We start from the raw sequence: 20,178 nt of genomic DNA, 5'->3' as shown, positions 1-20,178 counted from the left end.
CGAAAATGGGATAAAACCGGTAACAATCCACAGTGGTTATTTGCTTTTACTTCAGTAGACTATCCGCACCTTAAACGGGCCGGACTTCACCGGACGTTGTTGTTACCAGCCGGTCTTCCCGGATACCAGTCAGGAAATACATGAACCTGTTGAAATCACTGGCAGCGGTCAGTTCTATGACCCTGTTTTCACGCGTGCTCGGCTTTGTGCGCGATGCCATCGTGGCGCGCGTATTCGGCGCGGGCATGGCGACAGATGCCTTCTTTATCGCGTTTAAACTGCCCAACCTGCTGCGCCGCATTTTCGCGGAAGGCGCCTTTTCTCAGGCTTTTGTACCGATCCTCGCGGAGTACAAAAGCAAGCAGGGGGAAGAAGCAACGAAGGTGTTTATCGCCTACGTATCCGGGCTGTTGACGCTGGCGCTGGCAATTGTCACCGTGCTGGGGATGTTTGCCGCCCCCTGGGTGATTATGATCACCGCACCGGGCTTTGCCGACACGCCGGACAAGTTTGCGCTGACCTCCTCGCTGCTGCGCGTCACTTTTCCCTATATTCTCCTGATTTCACTGGCATCGCTGGCCGGGGCGATCCTCAACACCTGGAACCGTTTCTCAGTACCGGCCTTTGCCCCGACGCTGCTCAACGTCAGTATGATCGGCTTTGCGCTGTTTGCTGCCCCACATTTCCATCCGCCGGTGATGGCGCTGGCGTGGGCAGTGGTCGCAGGGGGCGTACTGCAACTGGGTTATCAGCTGCCACATCTGAAAAAGATTGGCATGCTGGTGCTGCCGCGTCTGAACCTGAAGGATGCGGGCGTATGGCGGGTGATGCGTCAGATGGGGCCGGCCATTCTCGGGGTGTCGGTCAGTCAGATCTCTCTGATCATCAACACCATTTTTGCCTCTTTCCTCGTTTCCGGTTCCGTTTCCTGGATGTATTACGCCGACCGTCTGATGGAGTTTCCCTCCGGCGTTCTCGGCGTGGCGCTGGGGACGATTCTGCTGCCGTCGCTGGCGAAAAGTTTTGCCAGCGGCAACCAGGTTGAGTATTCACGCCTGATGGACTGGGGCCTGCGCCTCTGCTTCCTGCTGGCGCTGCCAAGTGCCGTGGCGCTGGGTATCCTGGCAAAACCGCTGACGGTTTCGCTGTTCCAGTACGGCAAATTTACCGCCTTTGATGCGGCAATGACCCAGCGGGCGCTGGTGGCCTACTCGGTAGGGCTGATGGGGTTGATCGTGGTGAAAGTGCTGGCACCCGGATTCTACTCGCGTCAGAACATCAAAACCCCGGTGAAGATTGCGCTGTTCACACTGCTGGCCACTCAGGTGATGAACCTGGCATTTATCGGGCCGCTGAAACACGCCGGGCTGTCGCTGTCGATCGGACTGGCGGCCTGCCTGAACGCAGGGCTGCTTTACTGGCAGCTGCGTAAGCAGGATATCTTCCAGCCGCAGCCGGGCTGGTTCAGCTTCCTGGTGCGCCTGTTTATTGCCGTGGTGGTGATGGCGGCGGCACTGCTGGGCATGATGTATGTCATGCCTGACTGGGCAAGCGGTAATATGCTGTCACGCCTGCTGCGGCTGGCGGCAGTCTGTGCCGTCGGTGGGGCGGTCTATTTTGCCGTGCTGGGCGTACTGGGTTTCCGCCCGCGGGACTTCGCCCGTCGTACCGTCGCGTAAACAGAAAAACCCCGCAGCGCGCGAGCGCTGCAGGGTAAAGTCTGACAATGGATGACGGTGCTTACGCTTTGCGGCTCACCGGAGCCGTCGTGATAGCATGTCCGTCAGGACCATAAAATTTTTGTGACTGGTAAGGCTTCAGTACCTGCAGCGCATGCTCGTTATGACTGATTTGATGATTGAGCAGCATACCGTTATGGAGATTGGTATCACGCAGTTTTACCGTCTGATCCTGGATGGCTGACCAGCGACGCGCCAGTTCGGGGTGCCGACTGTATGGCACATGTGTCCCGCTGGCTTTTTCCGCGTCACGGCGCATCTCTTCCAGGAAGTTGAGGGTAGCCAGTAAAGAGCTTTTATCCTCGGTAATTCGCTGTAATAAGCTGCTGTTGACCTGACCTGCTGAGAGCTGTTGTTGCTCTGCATTCATGACATCGGCCAGCGACGAAAGAACTTCAAGCATTTTATCAAGTGCGTTTTGCAGCTTATCCATGGATTAATTACCTTGCAGTGAGTCTTTAGCTTCCTGAATCAGCGCGTCAGCAATTTTGCCGCTGTCCATCTTCAGTTCGCCGTTGCGAATCGCATTCTTCAGCTCTTCCACGCGAACGGTATTAATGTCCTGGGAGCTGGCTTTAGTCAGCTGTGACTGTGCACCGCTCAGGACAACCTGAGTGCCGGTGGCGGTTTCTGCCGTTTTGCTTTCTGCTGCACGCGCTTTAGGCTGTGCAACATCATTGGTGTCACGTTGCTGAACGGTGCTTGCCGGTTTCAATGGCTGGGTTCTGTCGATGCTCATTATCGCGCTCCTGTTAACTCAGGTGGTCACACCTGGTATCTGATATTCTCATAGTACAATCGCCGTTATAAACACTATCGGCAGAACTGAGGCCTTCTTTAGTGGTTTATAGCGATATCAGAATATTCCCATTAGCGTCGACTTTGCCCATCACAATCTGTCCTGAATTCATCCGCACTCTGACCGTTTGCAGGGCGGCGGCATTGTTCATTGCTTTGCCCTCACTGCTGATATTAAACCCATCTCCGCTGGCGGTGATGGTCACCGTCTGACCGGCTTTCACCCGCCACGGCTGGCGCATCATCATCATGGTCACCGGCTGGCCCGGAATGATATCGCGCAGAGCGATAGCTCCTTCCGCCTGGTCGGCTGCTATCAGCGTACGTGCGGGCAGGGTATCCAGACGGCCCTGCTCCAGGCGCATGTCGCTGGCGGTGATGGTGGCTCCCCGTAATACCTGGCGGGTGGCCACCAGATAGCTGCCGCTGACCTGAACCTGCACCTGAATATAACGGCGGTTCTGATCGCAGTTGGCGGCAACGCTGATATTACCCCACATGCGGCTGTTGCCCGGCAGGGAGAACTGCGGCTGCTCACAGGCGGGCCACATTTTCTCCGGCGTTTTTATCACTACGGTCAGGTTATCGGCAGTCTGATGACTTTGCCCATAACGATTTTTGAAAAATTGACTGAGCTGTGCATTCAGGTCGGCGGCACTGGCGGAGACGCTGATCAGAGCCAGTAAAGCGGCCAGCAGTGTTGTCATTCCTCGCATCAGAGTCCCCTCACATTTCAATATGCCACCAATTCTATACCGGCGCGCATATTGTCAAGGCGCAAATTAGCGACGCTTTTTAGCGCTATTCAAACGATAGCCCTTTACCCCCCGAGATTATGCTGTCAGCTCTAAATTCTCACTTACGGAGGACGCATGCTCGACAAACTGGACGCAGCACTACGGTTTAATACCGAAGCCCTGAACCTGCGTGCACAGCGACAGGAAATCCTGGCATCCAACATCGCCAATGCTGACACGCCGGGCTATCAGGCACGCGATATCGATTTCGCCAGCCAGATGAATAAGGTGCTGGAACAGGGGCGGGCGCAGGGTTCCGGGCTGTCGCTGGCGGTGACGTCGGCACGCCATATTCCTGCGGAAAATCTTCAACCTCCTTCGATGGACCTGATGTACCGCGTTCCTGACCAGCCTGCGCTGGACGGTAACACGGTCGATATGGACCGCGAACGCACAGAATTTGCCGATAACAGTCTGAAATATCAGACGGATTTGATGTCTATCAGCAGTCAGATTAAGGGCATGATGTCTGTGCTACAGGGGCAATAACGTATGGCACTTTTGAACATTTTTAATATTGCCGGTTCGGCAATGGCTGCACAGTCACAGCGTCTTAACGTCAGCGCCAGTAACCTGGCCAACGCCGACAGCGTTACCGGGCCGGATGGTCAGCCCTATGTGGCGAAGCAGGTGGTATTCCAGACCGACGCGGCTCCGGGGTCCCCGACCGGCGGCGTGAAAGTGGCGCAGGTGATCGACGATCCTGCGCCGGCACGTCTGGTGTATGAACCGGGTAACCCGATGGCAGATGCCAAAGGGTACGTGAAAATGCCCAATGTGGATGTAGTCGGTGAAACGGTAAACACCATGTCGGCCTCGCGCAGTTACCAGGCCAATGTTGAGGTTTTAAACACCGTTAAACAGATGATGTTGAAAACCTTAACCATGGGCCAATAAGGAGCTTCCCGATGAGTATTGCTGTTGGTGTAAATGAAAAGCAGGCTACCACCACGCTGCAGTCTTCCTCGTCTTCTACTGATACATCAGCAGCGGACTTACAGAGTAACTTCCTGACGCTGCTGGTCACCCAGTTGCAGAACCAGGACCCGACCAACCCGATGGACAACAGCCAGTTGACCTCGCAGCTGGCGCAGATCAACACCCTGAGCGGCATTGAGAAACTCAATACTACCCTCGGTTCGATTTCCGGGCAGATCACCTCCGGCCAGTCTTTACAGGCCTCAACGCTGATCGGCCACGGTGTGATGGTGGACGGTTCGCAGATTCTGGTCGGTACCAGCACCACCACACCGTTTGGCGTGGAGCTGGGGCAGGCGTCAACCACAACCACTGCCACCATTAAAGATGCCAACGGTGCGGTGATTCAAACTATTGAACTGGGTGCGCAGACCGCCGGTGTTCATACCTTCCAGTGGGATGGCAAAGCGGCCGATGGCACCACCGCCGCCGACGGCAAATATACCGTTTCCATCAGCGCCAGCAATGCCACCGGCCAACTGGTCGCGCAGCCGCTGAACTATGCCTACGTGAGCGGCGTCAGTAACAGCTCAAAAGGCGCAGTACTTGACCTTGGCACCATGGGTACTACCACCCTGGATAACGTACGTCAGATTATTTAATCCACTAATTTATGCTTCAGGAGTGACAACATGGGCTTTTCACAGGCAGTCAGCGGCTTAAACGCGGCATCGAGCAACCTCGACGTTATTGGTAACAACATTTCCAACTCCGCGACAGCGGGCTTTAAATCCAGCACCATCGCGTTTGCTGATATGTTTGCCGGTTCTAAAGTCGGTCTGGGTACCAAGGTCGCGGCCGTGGTACAGGACTTTAACGACGGTACCACCACCACCACCAGCCGTGGCCTTGACGTGGCGATCAGCCAGCAGGGCTTCTTCCGTATGGAAGATACTAACGGTGCGGTGTTCTACAGCCGTAACGGCCAGTTCACGCTGGATGCTAACCGTAACATCGTCAACATGCAGGGACTGCAACTGACGGGTTATCCGGCAACCGGCACCCCGCCAACCGTCCAGACCGGCGCTAACCCGGTTGCACTGAGTGTGCCGACGACCGCGATGACGGCTAAAGCCACCACCGGCGTGACGATGACGGCGAACCTCAATTCCACCGATCCTGTGAAAGCGGTAGCGGATTTAGACATTACTGACCCGACGAGCTACAACGCCAAGTCGGCAATGACGACCTATGATGGGCTGGGTAACGAGCACACCGTTAACCTGTACTTCAACAAGACAGCGAATAACGCATGGACGGTGACTCCGGTAGATGGCACCACGGGCACCACGGGCACCACCACCAATCTGACCTTCAGCCCGACAGGGGTTCTGACTAATCCGGCTTCGGGTCTGGTTACCTTCGATATGGGCGCGCTGAACGGGGCTAATGCGATCACCGGGCTGAATGTCAACATTACCGGCAGCCTGCAGCAGAACAACGGCACCAGTACCTTTGGTAACCCGGTTCAGGACGGCTATAAGCCAGGTGAACTGACCAGCTACCAGATCAACGATGACGGCACCCTGGTGGGGACCTATTCCAACTATCAGACTCAGGTACTGGGTCAGATCGTTCTGGCTAACTTCGCTAACCCTGAAGGCCTGAAGTCTGAAGGTGACAACGTCTGGTCTGCAACCGGCTCTTCAGGCCAGGCCCTGACCGGCATCGCCGGAACCGGTAACCTCGGTACGCTGACCGCTGGCGCGCTGGAGTCTTCAAACGTCGATCTGAGTAAAGAGCTGGTCAACATGATCGTCGCGCAGCGTAACTATCAGTCGAATGCGCAGACCATCAAAACCCAGGACCAGATTCTTAACACGCTGGTCAACCTGCGTTAATACGGTTAACAGGGGAGTCCAATGGATCACGCAATCTATACCGCAATGGGGGCTGCCAGTCAGACCCTCGATCAGCAGGCAGTGACAGCGGCCAACCTGGCCAACGCCGCCACACCGGGCTTCCGTGCGCAGCTCAGTGCGGCGCGTGCGGTTCCGGTGGAGGGCCTGTCGCTGCCAACCCGTACGCTGGTCACGGCATCAACGCCGGGAGCAGATATGACGCAGGGCGCGCTGGACTATACCGAGCGTGCGCTGGACGTGGCGATGCAGGGTGACGGCTGGCTGGCAGTGCAGACTGCCGACGGTACTGAAGCCTACACCCGCAACGGTAATATGGAAGTCAGCCCGGCCGGGCAGCTTACCGTACAGGGCAACGTGGTGATGGGCGACGGTGGGCCGATTGCGGTGCCGCAGGGCGCTGAACTCACCATCGCGGCTGACGGTTCGATTACCGCGCTGAATCCGGGCGATGCCCCGAACGCGACGGTGCAACTGGGCAGGCTCAAGCTGGTGCAGGCGACCGGCAGCGAGTTGACGCGCGGCGATGACGGCATGTTCCGCGTCTCCGCCAGCGCAGTGGCACAGCGTGGTGCCACCCTGGCCAATGACCCGACCATGAAAGTGATGCCGGGCGTGCTGGAAGGCAGCAACGTCAGCACCACGCAGACCATGGTCGATATGATCGCCAACGCCCGTCGTTTCGAGATGCAGATGAAAGTCATTTCCAGCGTCGATGAAAACGAACAAAGAGCCAACCAGCTGCTGTCAATGAGCTGACCAGAGGAATAACACATGATTCGTTCTTTATGGATTGCGAAAACCGGCCTTGATGCCCAGCAGACCAACATGGACGTTATTGCCAACAACCTGGCAAACGTGAGCACCAACGGTTTTAAACGTCAGCGCGCAGTTTTTGAAGATCTGATGTACCAGACTCTTCGTCAGCCAGGGGCTCAGTCCTCTGAGCAGACCACGCTGCCGTCCGGTCTGCAGATCGGTACCGGTGTGCGTCCGGTGGCAACAGAGCGCCTGCATAACCAGGGCAACCTGTCACAGACCGACTCATCGAAAGATGTGGCGATCAGCGGCCAGGGTTTCTTCTCGGTACAGATGCCGGACGGCACGACTGCCTACACCCGTGACGGGTCTTTCCAGACTGACCAGAACGGCCAGCTGGTCACCAACGGCGGTTTCCCGGTACAGCCCGCCATCACCATTCCCCCGAACGCCCTGAGCATGACGGTCAGCCGTGACGGTGTGGTGAGCGTGACTCAGCAGGGGCAGACCAACCCGGTTCAGGTAGGTCAGCTGACGCTGAGTACCTTCATCAATGATGCCGGTCTGGAAAGCATGGGTGAGAACCTCTACCAGGAAACTCAGGCCTCTGGCGCGCCGACGGAAAGTAACCCAGGCAACAACGGCGCAGGCACGTTGTATCAGGGCTACGTGGAAACATCGAACGTTAACGTCGCCGAAGAGCTGGTCAGCATGATCCAGACTCAGCGCGCGTACGAGATTAACAGTAAGGCCGTGAGCACTTCCGATCAGATGCTGGCGAAACTGACTCAGCTGTAATTGTAAGACGGACAGATTGACCGTTACAGGTGCCGGGCTTGCCCGGCCCGTTAATAAAATATTCACGTAATGAAAGGTTTATTTCCATGGCGCAGCAGATCTCATTGCCTGGACGTTTGTTAGTAGCCACGTTGCTGCTGACGCTTAACGGTTGTGCGTTAGTCCCCCGTAAGCCACTGGTCGAAGGGTCGACAACGGCCCAGCCGATGCCTGCTTCGCCAGCGCTGGTTAACGGCTCTATTTTTCAGGGCGTGATGCCGATGAACTACGGCTATCAGCCGCTGTTCGAGGATCGACGCCCGCGTAACATTGGCGACACATTAACCATCACGCTGCAGGAAAATGTCAGCGCGAGTAAGAGTTCTTCTGCCAATGCCGGACGCGACGGCAGCACCAGCTTTGGGCTGAGTGCGACTCCGCGTGCTCTTGTCGGGCTGCTGGGGGGTGATAAAGCCACCTTTGCCGGAGAAGGTAAAAATGATTTTTCTGGCAAGGGGGGCGCTTCGGCTAACAACACCTTTACCGGAACCATCACCGTTACCGTTAATCAGGTCTTGCCGAACGGCAACCTGAACGTGGTCGGTGAGAAACAGATTGAGATTAATCAGGGAACTGAGTTTATCCGCTTCTCCGGTGTGGTTAACCCACGCACGATTAGCGCCAGCAACAGCGTTGTTTCCACTCAGGTGGCCGATGCGCGCATTGAGTATGTCGGTAACGGCTATATCAATGAAGCGCAAAACATGGGCTGGCTGCAGCGGTTCTTCCTGAACATATCACCGATGTAAGAGGTTTTGATGCGTAATGTACTGATTCGATTTGTCCTGCTGCTGATGGTGGGGTTCAGTGCCCTGGCCCAGGCCGATCGTATTCGCGATCTCACCACCGTGGGGGGCGTTCGTGATAACTCCCTGATCGGTTACGGTCTGGTGGTGGGGCTGGATGGTACCGGTGACCAGACCACACAGACACCGTTTACCACGCAAAGCCTGAGCAACATGCTGTCGCAGCTGGGGATCACCGTTCCTACCGGCACCAACATGCAGTTGAAAAACGTGGCGGCCGTTATGGTGACCGCCAAGCTGCCGGCCTTTGGTCGCCAGGGGCAGGTGCTTGACGTTGTCGTCTCCTCAATGGGTAACGCGAAAAGCCTGCGCGGCGGGACACTGCTGATGACCCCGATGAAAGGGGTGGATAATCAGGTCTACGCGCTGGCGCAGGGTAACATTTTGATCGGCGGCGCGAGTGCGGCCGCCGGAGGCAGCAGCGTACAGGTTAACCAGGTGAACGGCGGTCGTATTACCGGCGGAGCGACCATCGAACGTGAACTGCCGAATAACTTCGGCACCAGCAACGTGGTCAGCCTGTATCTGAATCAGGAAGATTTCAGCATGGCGCAGCGTATCAGCGACGCTATTAACAGCCGGGGTGGTTACGGCATGGCGCAGGCCGTTGATGGCCGCACCGTACAAATCCGCTCTACGGCAAACAGCACCTCTCAGGTACGCCTGCTGGCTGACATTCAGAACATTGATGTCTCCGTGCCGATTCAGGATGCCAAAGTGATCATCAACTCGCGTACCGGGTCGGTAGTCATGAACCGTGAAGTGATGCTGACGCAGTGCGCCATTGCGCAGGGTAGCCTGTCGGTGACTGTCAACCAGACGCAGAATGTCAGCCAGCCGGACACGCCGTTTGGCGGTGGCCAGACGGTGGTGACGCCGCAGACGCAGATTGATATGCGTCAGAGCGGCGGTGCGCTGCAAACGGTAAACGCCAGCGCCAATCTGAACAGCGTGGTGCGGGCACTTAACGCCCTCGGAGCGACACCTATCGACCTGATGTCCATTTTACAGTCGATGGAAAGCGCAGGCTGCCTGCATGCAAAACTGGAAATCATCTGATGAGTGATAACAGCCAGTCTCTGACCAGTGCGGCGTATGACAGCCGTTCGCTAAACAACCTGAAACGCCTGGCCGGTAATGACCCGAAAGCTCATGCGCGTGAAGTGGCCAAACAGGTCGAAGGGATGTTTGTACAGATGATGTTGAAAAGCATGCGTCAGGCGCTGCCTCAGGATGGCCTGATGAGCAGTGAGCAGACGCGGCTGTATACCTCAATGTACGATCAGCAGATTGGCCAGCAGATCGGGGCAAAGGGCCTCGGTCTGGCTGACCTTATCGTGAAGCAGATGGAAGGGCAGAAGCCGCTGGATGAGAAAGCCGGTACGGTGCCAATGCCGCTGGATAAGAGCTTTATCAACACGTTACCTCCGCTGGCGATGGAGCAAATCGTTCGCAAAGCGGTGCCGCGCTTCTCCACGCATGAGATGCCGCTGTCCGGTGATAACGGTGACTTTATCGCCATGCTGTCGAAACCGGCACAGGCGGCAAGTGAACAAAGCGGTATTCCCCATCACCTTATCCTCGCTCAGGCAGCGCTGGAATCCGGCTGGGGTCAGCGCCAGATTCTGACCCGTGACGGTAAGCCGAGTTATAACGTGTTTGGCATTAAGGCCACGGGAAGCTGGCAGGGTAAAACCACCGACATTATGACCACCGAATTCGAGAACGGCGAAGCGAAGAAGGTGAAGCAGAAATTCCGCGTTTACGACTCCTACTTTGATGCCCTGAACGACTACGTGAAGCTGCTGAGCAGCAACCCGCGCTATGCGGCAGTGACGACCGCCTCCACCCCGGAACAGGGCGCACAGGCCTTGCAGGCAGCGGGTTACGCCACCGATCCGAAGTACGCGCAGAAACTGGTCGGCATGATCCAGCAGTTCAAAAGCATGGGCGAAAAAGTCGTTAAAGCCTACAGCCAGGATATCGGCGATCTGTTTTAAAAATTTGGGGAAACGGCTCAAGTTTGCCCCGCTTTAACCGATAACCTTTTCAGGCCGGATTTGCGTTTACCCCTTCCGGCAAATGATTCGTCAATGCTGGCTCTGCAGTTGCCGGTTAACAAGGAACCGAAATGGCTAACCTAATCAATACCGCAATGAGCGGATTAAACGCCGCATCTGCTGCGCTGAATACCACCAGTAATAACATCTCCAACTATGCGGTGACCGGTTATTCGCGCCAGACCACCGTGCTTGCTCAGGCGAACAGTACCCTGAGCGGGAGCAATTACTATGGTAACGGGACGAACGTCTCCACCGTGTACCGTGAGTATGACCAGTTCATTACCAATCAGCTGCGAGCGGCCAGCGCCCAGTCCAGCTCGATTACGACCCAGTACAGCCAGCTCTCCAGTCTTGATGACATGTTTTCCAGCACCACCAACACGCTGTCGACCAACCTGCAGGACTTTTTCAGTTCGCTGCAAACGCTGTCCAGTAATGCCAGTGATTCCTCTTCCCGTCAGGCCGTATTAGGTAAAGCGGAAGGGCTGGTGAATCAGTTCAAGGTAACTGACACCTATTTAACCAATCTCGACAGCAGCGTGAATACCTCGGTAACCGCCACCGTCGACCAGGTCAATAACTACGCGAAACAGATCGCCAACGTTAACCAGCAGATCCTCAAGCTGAAGGGGTCGGGTGGCGGCAACGAGCCTAACGATCTGCTGGATCAGCGTGACCAGCTGGTCAATGAGCTGAATAAGCTGGTGGGTGTTAAGGTCTCGGTGCAGGACGGTGACAGCTATAACATCTCTGTTGGTAACGGCATTTCACTGGTTCAGGGCAGCAGCTACAATCAGCTGGCTGCGGTGCCTTCCAGTGCCGATCCGGCGCGCAACACCATTGCTATCGTTGATCCGGCCACCGGCGCAAAATCACAGATTTCTGAAAAACTGATCACCAACGGTTCACTGGGTGGACTGCTGGCATTCCGCAGCGACCTGGACGGCGTACGCAATCAGGTCAACCAGCTGGCGATGGCGCTGGGCAGCAGTTTTAACGCCCAGCACGAACAGGGTAAAGACGTTGATGGTGATAACGGTACCGCTTTCTTCTCTCTCGGTAGCCCGGCTGTGCTTTCGAACAGCCGAAACACCGGCAGTGCGACACTGACAGCGACCTGGGCTGATACCACAAAAGTGCAGGCGTCTGACTATACCGTTAGCTATGACGGCACAAACTGGACTGCCACCCGACTGTCTGACAACACCAAATCAACTGTGACCGTTGATGCCACCGCCAAAACGCTGTCATTTGACGGTCTCTCTGTGGGCTATGATCAACTGCCTGCGGCTAAAGACAGTTTTACTGTTAAACCTGTAGCCAACGTCATCACCGGCATGAGTGTGCTGGTTACCGAAGAAGCCAAGCTGGCTGCGGCCAGTTCGACCGGCGGTGAAAGTAACAACGAGAACGTTAAGAAGCTGTTGGAATTGCAGACCGCTAACGTGATTAACGGAAAAAGCACCCTGACGCAGGCTTATGCTGGCCTGGTGGCGACGGTGGGTAACAAGACCAACACGCTGGAAACGACCAGTGCGACGCAGAAAGCGGTTGTCACACAGCTGACTAACCAGCAGCAGTCGGTTTCCGGGGTTAACCTGGATGAAGAATATACTAACCTGACGCGCTATCAGCAGTACTACACGGCTAACGCCCAGGTCCTGCAGACGGCGTCTACTATCTTTCAGGCACTGCTTGGTGCAGTCAGCTAATTTTTGGCAGAGGAATTAATACCATGCGACTCAGTACCGGCATGATCTATGACCAGCAGATGCGTGGCATCCAGACCTCGCAGGCAAGCTGGCTGAAAGTAGGCGAACAGCTTGCTACCGGCAACCGCGTTAACCGTCCATCTGATGACCCGGTCGCGTCCGCGCAGGCCGTCGTGGTGTCTCAGGCTCAGGCCGAAACCGCACAGTTTAAAACGGCACGCGTATTCGCCACGCAGAACCAGGCCACCGAAGATACCACGCTGCGCCAGGCTGCCAACATTATCACCAGTGCGCATACCACCGTGGTAGCTGCATCTAACGGCATTTTGTCTGACAATGACCGTGCTTCTTATGCCACACAGTTAGAGGGCATTCGCGCGCAGATGCTTAACCTTGCTAACAGCACTGACGGTAATGGCCGCTATATTTTTGCCGGTTATGAAAGCGATAAGCCACCGTTCGTGACCGATGCGGCGGGTAGCACCACTTATCAGGGGGGACTGACCCCCATTTCGCAGAAAGTGGATGCCAGCCGTACGCTGATCGCGAACCATACCGGTAATCAGATCTTCGATTCTCTGACCAGCAGTGCGGTAAAAGAGCCAGATGGCAGCGCCAGTGAAACGAATATTTTCACTATGCTGGATACGGCGATTAAATCGCTGAAAGTGCCGCTGGAAAATGCCGACCAGGCCACAGTTGATGCCCAGGCGCTCAGCATGGGCAAGGCCAACCGCGGCCTGAATAACGCCCTGGATAATGTGTCCAGCGTGCTTTCAGAGGTGGGTACCAATCTGCAGGAGCTGGAGAATCTGGATTCAAAAGGGGATGACACTACCCTGAATCTGAAAACCCAGATGAGTGGGTTAATCGGTGCTGATACCACTGAAACCATCTCCAGCTATACCATGCAGCAGGCGGCATTACAGGCCTCTTATACTGTTTTCCAGCAGATGTCGAAGCTGTCGCTGTTTACCATGAATTCCTGATCGAACATTAAGATTTGAGCGTGCTTTAACCGGGTACGTTCAGTTTCTCCCGCTGTCGGCAGTTATCTGCTGACAGCGGTTTTTTTTGCCCTCAAAAACCTGCCGGTTCTACTTCCGGAAGATGTGCAAATCAGGGAGGAACTCTCTGAACGCATCATCTGACGGCTGATACCCCAGAACTTCACGGGTCTGGCTCAGGTCAAAGCGTTTGAAGCGGTTATCTGAAATCCCATAGCCAATAAAGAACGTAATATTCTGCGCCTCAACGGCTGCGGCCAGCAGTTTTACGCCGTCTTCCGGGCTGAGCCATGCGCTGTAATCCCGTGCATTATTGAGATTATCCGCCTCTCTGGTTTCAAATGCCCCGATTCTGAGCGCCACGCAGCTCAGACCGTGCTGAGTGGCATAAAACGAGCAGAGCGCTTCGCCATAGCATTTTGTTACCCCGTACAGATTGGCCGGAGAAACGGCCATTCCCGGATGGATCTGCACGTCTACAGGATAGCCTTCGATCGTCTGGGCGCTGCTGGCAAAGATAAAGCGACGGCACGACGTGGTGGCCACGGCTTCCAGCAGGTAAGTCGTGGAGAGAATATTGGCCGGCAGCAGGTTAGTGAACGGGGCATCGGCATCGGGTATTCCGGCCAGGTGGATGACCGCATCAAAGTGTTCCTCAGCCATCAGCTTCGCTAAGGCGCCCGGCAGCGACAGGTCGGCAGGTATAAAGCGGTGTGGGTGATGGATGTCATCATCCGGTGCCGTCAGATCGGTCAGAACAAAGCGGTAAGTGTCCTTCATGGCGGCGAAGAAGGTACGCCCAATACGTCCACTGGCTCCGGTCAGGAGGATGTTTTTAACTTTCAAGCGGTCAGCCTCTGGAGTGAGAAGAAGCGACCACTCTGCCACAGACGGTGGGAAGGATGAACGGTTAACAAAGAGTTTAGTGACGTACGGACATAAAAAAAGCCCTGACCAGAAGGCCAGGGCTTGATTGATGCATTATCAGGTATTAAGGACGGGTTGCCGGAGCCGTCGCCTGATGGGTAGCTGCGTGACCGCCAGCTGAACCCTTACCTTCAAAGTTAAAGTCCGGACGCACCCAGTCGCTCTGACGTGGCGCTTCTGGCTGATAAGCCGGAGCCGGGGCTTTAGTCATCGGTGCCGTTGCGTGAAGCTTGAAGCTGCTCTGAGCCGGTGCCGCGACTGCTGTTTCAGCCGGAGCTGACTCGACGATCGCCGGGGCGCTGACGACAGGTTCAGCGGCTACCGCCGGCTGCGCTTCAGCGACAGGCTCATCACGCGCAGGAACCGGGGAGTGCGGTTCGCTGCTGGCAACAGGCTGCTGCTCAGCCGTCACTTCTGGTGCATGCAGCACTTCAGCGACCTGCTGTTCAACTTCTGCACTGACTTCAACCGGAGCGACACTGGCCATTTCTGCTGCCTGCTGCTGAGGTTCAGCCTGCTGTGCCTCTGCCACAATTTCAGCCACGGCATCAACAGCGACGAAAGCAGGTTCAGGCTGAACTTCTTCTGCCGGAACCGCAGCCGCTGCGGTTTCTTCTGCAACAGTTTCGTCAGCCGCTGCGATAACCGCAGGCTCTTCGTTCACCGGAGCATCAATAGCCGCAGTCTCTTCTGCCATCACCGGAGTGATTTCCGGCAGATTTTCAGGCTGTGGCTCAGCGTGCTGAACGGGTTCTGCCTGTGCGGCTACCGGAGCTTCCGCTGCGGGGCTTGCCTCTGGCTGAACTTCTGTGGTTTCTGCCCTGGCGCTGATGTGCTCAACAGCAGCAGCGGCAGCGGTGCTGGCTGCGACTGCGGGGGCTTCAACGTCAGCGTGACCGTAAGCGGGTACCACGGAATGACCGTGCTCTTCATGCGTTTCGTGATCGCTGCCCTGGGCAACCGGATAAGAAACCCACACTTTACCTGACGCCATTTCTGGTGATGCTGCGGCGTTAGCCAGCGGCATTGGTGACTGTGTTGGGTAACGCTCATCACGGTAACGGCGACGGCGCTGACCGCTCACACGCAGGTGGCGTGGAGAGCGACGTGAACGGCGTGGCATGTTGTTGCCATCGCGCTCGTCACTGTCTGCGGCGTCCGCTACAGGTTCACTGGCCGCAGGTGCTTCAGCCGGGACAGACTCTTCCGTGTCAAACGAACGGGCTGCGGTCTGTTCTGCCGTTTCGATACGTACTTTCTGGCTCAGCTGGCGCGGTTTACGGCGCGGCATAACCTGTACGTTATCTTCCTGCTCTTCCAGATTCTCAGCGCTTTCGATCAGCGGCTCAACAATCTTCTCTTCCTGAACAACCGGGCGTTTTTCTTCCTGGTTCTGGCCTGGACGACGACGCTGGCGTTCCTGACGCGGCTGACGTGGCGGCGTCGGTTCGCTGCGCTCAAACTCATCCGGCACCATGCGCTCACTGCGGGCATCGGTCTGCGAGCCGTTACGCTTGTTGCCATTACGACGGTTGTCGTCACGGCCTTCACGCGCTTCGTTATTGCGTTCACGCGGTGCACGTTCAGTCCGCTCTGTGCTGCGGTCGTTACGTTCACCGTTGCGGTCGTTACGTTCGCCATTACGGTCGTTACGTTCACCATTACGGTCGTTACGTTCGCCGCTGCGGTCATTGCGTTCACCGTTACGGTCTGCATTGCGATCGTTACGATCTCCACGCTCGCCGTTGCGATCGCGACGGTTGTTGTTCTGACGACGATTGTTACGACGCTCACCGCGTGGGGCGGTCGCTTCGGCGGCTTTTTCTTCAACCACTGGCGGCTGAGGCTGTTCGGCAGGTTTCTCTTCCGCGGCAAACAGTTTTTTCAACCCACTGAAGAAGCGGCTTACCAGACCCGGCTGTGCCGGAGCGGTAGCTTTTACGTCAGGCTGAGCCACCGCAGGGGTGACCGTAGCTTCTGCAACTTCTTCCTGCGGTGCCGGTGGCGCATCTGGCATCACGAAAGCGGCAAGAGCAGGCTGCTCAGGGCGCTTGCGCTCGGCGTGTTCTTCTTCTGAAGGCAGCGCCATTTCAGCTTCATGCAGCTTAGGCAGGTGATAGCTGAGAGTCTGAGTCTCTTCACCGCTGCGCACGCGCAGCACCGAATAGTGCGGAGTCTGCATATTATCGTTTGGCACGATAATCGCTTTAACACCACCCTGACGCTTTTCGATGGCGCTGACGGCTTCACGCTTCTCGTTCAGCAGGTAAGAAGCAACCTGGACCGGAACGATGGCATGAACTTCTTTGGTGTTCTCTTTCAGCGCTTCTTCTTCAATCAGGCGCAGAATTGACAGTGCCAGCGATTCGTTATCACGGATGGTGCCGGTGCCGCTACAGCGCGGGCAGACATGATGGCTGGACTCGCCAAGCGACGGGCTGAGGCGCTGACGCGACATTTCCAGCAGGCCGAAGCGTGAAATATGGCTGATCTGGATACGAGCACGATCCTGGCGTACCGCTTCACGCAGGCGGTTTTCTACCGCGCGCTGGTGGCGAACCGGGGTCATATCGATGAAGTCGATAACAATCAGGCCGCCGAGGTCACGCAGGCGCAGCTGGCGGGCAATTTCGTCAGCGGCTTCGAGATTGGTATTAAACGCCGTTTCTTCGATATCACCGCCGCGCGTAGCACGTGCGGAGTTGATGTCGATGGCGGTCAGCGCTTCGGTGGAGTCGATAACAATCGATCCGCCGGAAGGCAGACGGACTTCACGCTGGAAAGCAGATTCAATCTGCGATTCGATCTGGTAATGGCTGAACAGCGGGATTTCACCGGTGTACAGTTTGATTTTGCTGCTGAAATCCGGACGACCCAACGCGGCGATATGCTGGCGAGCCAGCTCCAGCACTTTCGGGTTGTCGATCAGGATTTCGCCGATGTCCTGGCGCAGATAATCACGGAAAGCGCGGACGATAACGTTGCTTTCCTGGTGAATAAGGAATGGAGCAGGGCGGCTGTCAGCGGCTTTTTTAATCGCGTCCCAGTGCTTCATACGGAAGCTGAGGTCCCACTGCAGTGCTTCAGCAGATTTGCCAACGCCCGCAGTACGCACAATCAGACCCATGCCATCAGGCAGTTCCAACGCTGAGAGCGCTTCTTTCAGTTCGGTGCGGTCATCCCCTTCGATTCGGCGAGAAATACCGCCTGCTCGTGGGTTGTTGGGCATCAGAACCAGATAACTTCCAGCCAGGCTGATAAAGGTGGTGAGGGCAGCGCCTTTATTACCACGTTCTTCTTTATCGATCTGAACAATGACTTCCTGACCTTCACGCAGCACATCCTTAATATTTGGACGTCCATGAGCGTTGTAGTTAGCAGGGAAGTATTCGCGGGAAATTTCTTTCAGAGGTAGGAAACCGTGCCGTTCAGCGCCGTAATCAACAAACGCGGCCTCAAGGCTGGGTTCAATGCGGGTGATCTTGCCTTTGTAGATGTTGGCTTTTTTCTGTTCGTGTCCAGGGCTTTCAATATCCAGATCGTACAGACGTTGTCCGTCAACGAGGGCGACACGCAACTCTTCTTGCTGAGTTGCGTTTATCAACATTCTTTTCATCGTAACTTACTCATTATTCTTACATTAGTGACAAAGCTGCGGGCAAAGTAACGCTGGACGTGAGGAACCGATGACCCCGTGTCTCATCGCAAAGCCGTCAACCTCCCGGTTGTCAGTAGCTAAAGGGGCGCAAATACTCGGTAGCCTGTTTTACATATGGAAAAACAGCGCTTTTAGGGGGGAACCGCCAGTAGATTACCAGGTGAACCAATCCCGTTTTATCGTCCAGGCTGCAACCCGCAGCCCGCTAAATGCCTGATTACACAATACGTCTTACGCCATTGCTGCGTGTATGCGCTATCCGGCAAAATTTCCCACCCTTCATCTTTCGAGCCGCAGCCGGTTTGGCTGCTCTCATTCACCCCCAGACGCCAGCTTATGCCAGCTGCCAGGGATTCTTTCGCTTGCCGCCGTGCTGCAACACGAAATCTATTGGGTGTACGCTATTAATTCCCTTGCATTCACAAGTCTTAGCGTTAAAAAACGGAGATATTATTCCATTGCTAAGGCGGAGATCGCAAGGTGACTTTATCCGCGATGAGAAGTTTCTCTCAGCTTTTAGAACGAATCGCAGTGCTTTTCAGCAGATTGTCTAAAAACCGGTCACAACTTCCTGCGGTAACCGTCTCTGTCAGTTAAGCACAGAAAAAGAGGTGGCGCTATCACAGCGCACTATTTAGAATCGCCAACCATGAAAACCAATACTCCAGCCGTACATTTTATTGCCATTTCTGCTGATGAAGCGGGACAGCGCATCGATAACTTTTTACGCACCCAGTTAAAAGGGGTGCCGAAAAGCATGATTTATCGCATTTTGCGTAAGGGTGAAGTGCGTGTGAACAAAAAACGCATCAAACCTGAATACAAGCTGGAAGCCGGGGACGAGGTGCGTATTCCCCCGGTGCGGGTGGCAGAGCGTGAGGATGACAACGTGTCACCCAAGCTGGCGAAAGTGGCCGCGCTGGAACATGCCATCATTTATGAAGACGATCATATTCTGGTGATGAACAAACCGTCCGGCACTGCGGTGCACGGTGGCAGTGGTCTGAGCTTTGGCGTGATTGAGGGGCTGCGCGCGCTGCGCCCTGATGCCCGCTTCCTTGAACTGGTGCATCGTCTGGATCGCGATACGTCCGGTATTTTACTGGTGGCGAAAAAACGCTCCGCGCTGCGCTCGCTGCATGAGCAACTGCGTGAGAAAGGGATGCAGAAGGACTATCTTGCGCTGGTGCGCGGGCAGTGGCCTTCCCACGTCAAAGCGGTGCGGGCCCCGTTGCTGAAGAATATTCTGCAAAGCGGTGAGCGTATCGTGAAGGTCAACAGTGAAGGAAAGCCTTCTGAAACGCTGTTTAAAGTAGAAGAGCGCTATGCGATTGCCACGCTGGTGAAAGCCAGCCCGGTGACCGGTCGCACGCACCAGATCCGTGTGCATACCTTACATGCCGGGCATCCTATCGCTTTCGATGACCGCTACGGCGAGGCAGAATTTGACCAGCAGCTGGCCGGTACGGGTCTCAAACGCCTGTTCCTGCACGCCGCTGCGCTGCGTTTCACCCATCCGAACACCGGTGAAGTGATGCGCGTGGAAGCCCCGCTGGACGATCAGCTGAAGCGCTGTCTGGATCTCCTGCGCAAGCAGCATCCGGCCAGGTAACGGCCAGTGTGGGGGCGAAACTCGCCCCTGCACCTGATGGCGTTACGTTAGTGGGTTGACCCCAGCCTTTCTCAACATCTCGCACAGCGCAATCAATGGCAGCCCGACCAGGGTATTTGGATCGCGGCCTGACAGGCGGTCGAACAGCGTGATGCCCAGGCCTTCGCTTTTAAAACTCCCGGCACAGTTGAGCGGCTGCTCCTTACTGATATAAGCAGCAATTTCATCGTCACTGAGCGTGCGAAAGTCCACGCTAAACGGCTCACACACCACCTGCAGTGAGGCGTCGCGGCTGTCATAGAGCGCCAGACCGGTATAAAACACCACGCTGTGGCCGCTGGCTGCGCGTAACTGCGCACGCGCCCGGGCTTCGGTGTGGGGTTTGCCACAAATTTCCCCGCCGACGACACAGACCTGATCGGAGCCAATAATCAGATGGTCCGGGTAGCGCGGTGCCAGTGCTTGCGCTTTAGCGGTGGCCAGCCGTACGACCAGCCCGGTGGCATCTTCATTATCCAGCGGGGTTTCATCCACCTCCGGCGCCGCAGTAATAAAAGGCAGCTCCAGCTTGGCTAATAAGGCTTTTCGATAGCTCGATGTTGAGGCTAATACCAGGTGGCGCATTA

General features: G+C 56.0%; 19 protein-coding genes. 13 read left to right on the top strand and 6 right to left on the bottom strand.

Annotated elements, in window-relative coordinates; all coding sequences use genetic code 11:
* The first annotated feature begins 140 nt into the window (after positions 1-140).
* A complete protein-coding gene (gene murJ, locus ABEH87_RS06325; protein ID WP_346574948.1) occupies positions 141-1,679 on the top strand; it encodes a murein biosynthesis integral membrane protein MurJ in 1,539 nt (512 codons plus the stop codon).
* Positions 1,680-1,740: 61 nt separating this feature from the next.
* On the opposite strand, the gene flgN is transcribed toward murJ, so the two are convergent.
* From flgN to flgA, 3 genes are all read right to left on the bottom strand, one after another.
* On the bottom strand, positions 1,741-2,172 hold the full coding sequence (flgN, locus tag ABEH87_RS06320) for a flagellar export chaperone FlgN (RefSeq protein ID WP_346574946.1): 432 nt from the start codon (positions 2,170-2,172) through the stop codon (positions 1,741-1,743).
* Between the two features lie 3 nt (positions 2,173-2,175).
* Positions 2,176-2,478 carry a flagellar biosynthesis anti-sigma factor FlgM gene (gene flgM / locus ABEH87_RS06315; RefSeq protein ID WP_346574944.1) on the bottom strand — a complete coding sequence of 101 codons (303 nt, stop codon included), beginning with the start codon at positions 2,476-2,478 and terminating at the stop codon, positions 2,176-2,178.
* A gap of 106 nt (positions 2,479-2,584) precedes the next feature.
* Positions 2,585-3,253: a flagellar basal body P-ring formation chaperone FlgA gene (gene flgA, locus ABEH87_RS06310; protein WP_346574942.1), complete on the bottom strand. Its 669-nt coding sequence runs from the start codon at positions 3,251-3,253 to the stop codon at positions 2,585-2,587.
* 156 nt (positions 3,254-3,409) lie between these two features.
* Here flgA and flgB point away from each other — a divergent pair, with 156 nt between their 5' ends.
* The 11 genes from flgB to flgL all read left to right on the top strand — a co-directional run bounded on the left by flgB (position 3,410) and on the right by flgL (position 13,337).
* Complete coding sequence (gene flgB / locus ABEH87_RS06305) at positions 3,410-3,823, top strand: flagellar basal body rod protein FlgB (protein WP_346574940.1); 414 nt, start codon at positions 3,410-3,412, stop codon at positions 3,821-3,823.
* Between the two features lie 3 nt (positions 3,824-3,826).
* Positions 3,827-4,231, top strand: coding sequence for a flagellar basal body rod protein FlgC (flgC, locus tag ABEH87_RS06300; RefSeq protein ID WP_062743747.1), 405 nt, complete (start codon positions 3,827-3,829; stop codon positions 4,229-4,231).
* An 11-nt stretch (positions 4,232-4,242) separates the two neighbouring features.
* A complete protein-coding gene (gene flgD / locus ABEH87_RS06295) occupies positions 4,243-4,914 on the top strand; it encodes a flagellar hook assembly protein FlgD (RefSeq protein ID WP_346574938.1) in 672 nt (223 codons plus the stop codon).
* Positions 4,915-4,944: 30 nt separating this feature from the next.
* Entirely contained in the window at positions 4,945-6,153 is a 1,209-nt protein-coding gene (gene flgE, locus ABEH87_RS06290) for a flagellar hook protein FlgE (RefSeq protein ID WP_346574936.1), read from the top strand.
* 21 nt (positions 6,154-6,174) lie between these two features.
* A complete protein-coding gene (locus tag ABEH87_RS06285) occupies positions 6,175-6,930 on the top strand; it encodes a flagellar basal body rod protein FlgF (RefSeq protein WP_346574934.1) in 756 nt (251 codons plus the stop codon).
* A 15-nt stretch (positions 6,931-6,945) separates the two neighbouring features.
* Positions 6,946-7,728: a flagellar basal-body rod protein FlgG gene (gene flgG, locus ABEH87_RS06280; protein ID WP_062743743.1), complete on the top strand. Its 783-nt coding sequence runs from the start codon at positions 6,946-6,948 to the stop codon at positions 7,726-7,728.
* Positions 7,729-7,814: 86 nt separating this feature from the next.
* On the top strand, positions 7,815-8,516 hold the full coding sequence (locus ABEH87_RS06275) for a flagellar basal body L-ring protein FlgH (RefSeq protein ID WP_346574932.1): 702 nt from the start codon (positions 7,815-7,817) through the stop codon (positions 8,514-8,516).
* 9 nt (positions 8,517-8,525) lie between these two features.
* Positions 8,526-9,632, top strand: a complete 1,107-nt coding sequence (locus ABEH87_RS06270) for a flagellar basal body P-ring protein FlgI (protein ID WP_346574931.1) — start codon at positions 8,526-8,528, stop codon at positions 9,630-9,632.
* The gene (gene flgJ, locus ABEH87_RS06265) at positions 9,632-10,573 is read left to right on the top strand and encodes a flagellar assembly peptidoglycan hydrolase FlgJ (protein WP_346574929.1); all 942 of its coding nucleotides are present in this window, start codon (positions 9,632-9,634) and stop codon (positions 10,571-10,573) included. Before ABEH87_RS06270 ends, flgJ begins: the two co-directional genes overlap by 1 nt.
* Positions 10,574-10,704: 131 nt before the next feature.
* Entirely contained in the window at positions 10,705-12,348 is a 1,644-nt protein-coding gene (flgK, locus tag ABEH87_RS06260) for a flagellar hook-associated protein FlgK (protein WP_346574927.1), read from the top strand.
* Between the two features lie 23 nt (positions 12,349-12,371).
* On the top strand, positions 12,372-13,337 hold the full coding sequence (gene flgL, locus ABEH87_RS06255) for a flagellar hook-associated protein FlgL (protein WP_346574925.1): 966 nt from the start codon (positions 12,372-12,374) through the stop codon (positions 13,335-13,337).
* 108 nt (positions 13,338-13,445) lie between these two features.
* On the opposite strand, the gene ABEH87_RS06250 is transcribed toward flgL, so the two are convergent.
* Both ABEH87_RS06250 and rne read right to left on the bottom strand, forming a co-directional pair.
* The gene (locus tag ABEH87_RS06250) at positions 13,446-14,201 is read right to left on the bottom strand and encodes an NAD(P)-dependent oxidoreductase (protein WP_346574923.1); all 756 of its coding nucleotides are present in this window, start codon (positions 14,199-14,201) and stop codon (positions 13,446-13,448) included.
* A 145-nt stretch (positions 14,202-14,346) separates the two neighbouring features.
* A complete protein-coding gene (gene rne, locus ABEH87_RS06245; protein WP_346574921.1) occupies positions 14,347-17,898 on the bottom strand; it encodes a ribonuclease E in 3,552 nt (1,183 codons plus the stop codon).
* Between the two features lie 691 nt (positions 17,899-18,589).
* Here rne and rluC point away from each other — a divergent pair.
* Positions 18,590-19,552 carry a 23S rRNA pseudouridine(955/2504/2580) synthase RluC gene (gene rluC, locus ABEH87_RS06240; protein WP_346574919.1) on the top strand — a complete coding sequence of 321 codons (963 nt, stop codon included), beginning with the start codon at positions 18,590-18,592 and terminating at the stop codon, positions 19,550-19,552.
* Positions 19,553-19,594: 42 nt separating this feature from the next.
* Here the strand turns inward: rluC and ABEH87_RS06235 are convergent, their stop codons facing one another.
* Positions 19,595-20,176 carry a nucleoside triphosphate pyrophosphatase gene (locus ABEH87_RS06235; RefSeq protein WP_346574917.1) on the bottom strand — a complete coding sequence of 194 codons (582 nt, stop codon included), beginning with the start codon at positions 20,174-20,176 and terminating at the stop codon, positions 19,595-19,597.
* Positions 20,177-20,178 lie beyond the last annotated feature (2 nt).

Source organism: Erwinia sp. Eh17-17, from assembly GCF_039675725.1.
GTDB lineage: Bacteria > Pseudomonadota > Gammaproteobacteria > Enterobacterales > Enterobacteriaceae > Erwinia.
The sequence above is the reverse complement of the archived record's forward strand: the minus strand, read 5'-3'. Positions and strand labels throughout refer to the sequence as shown.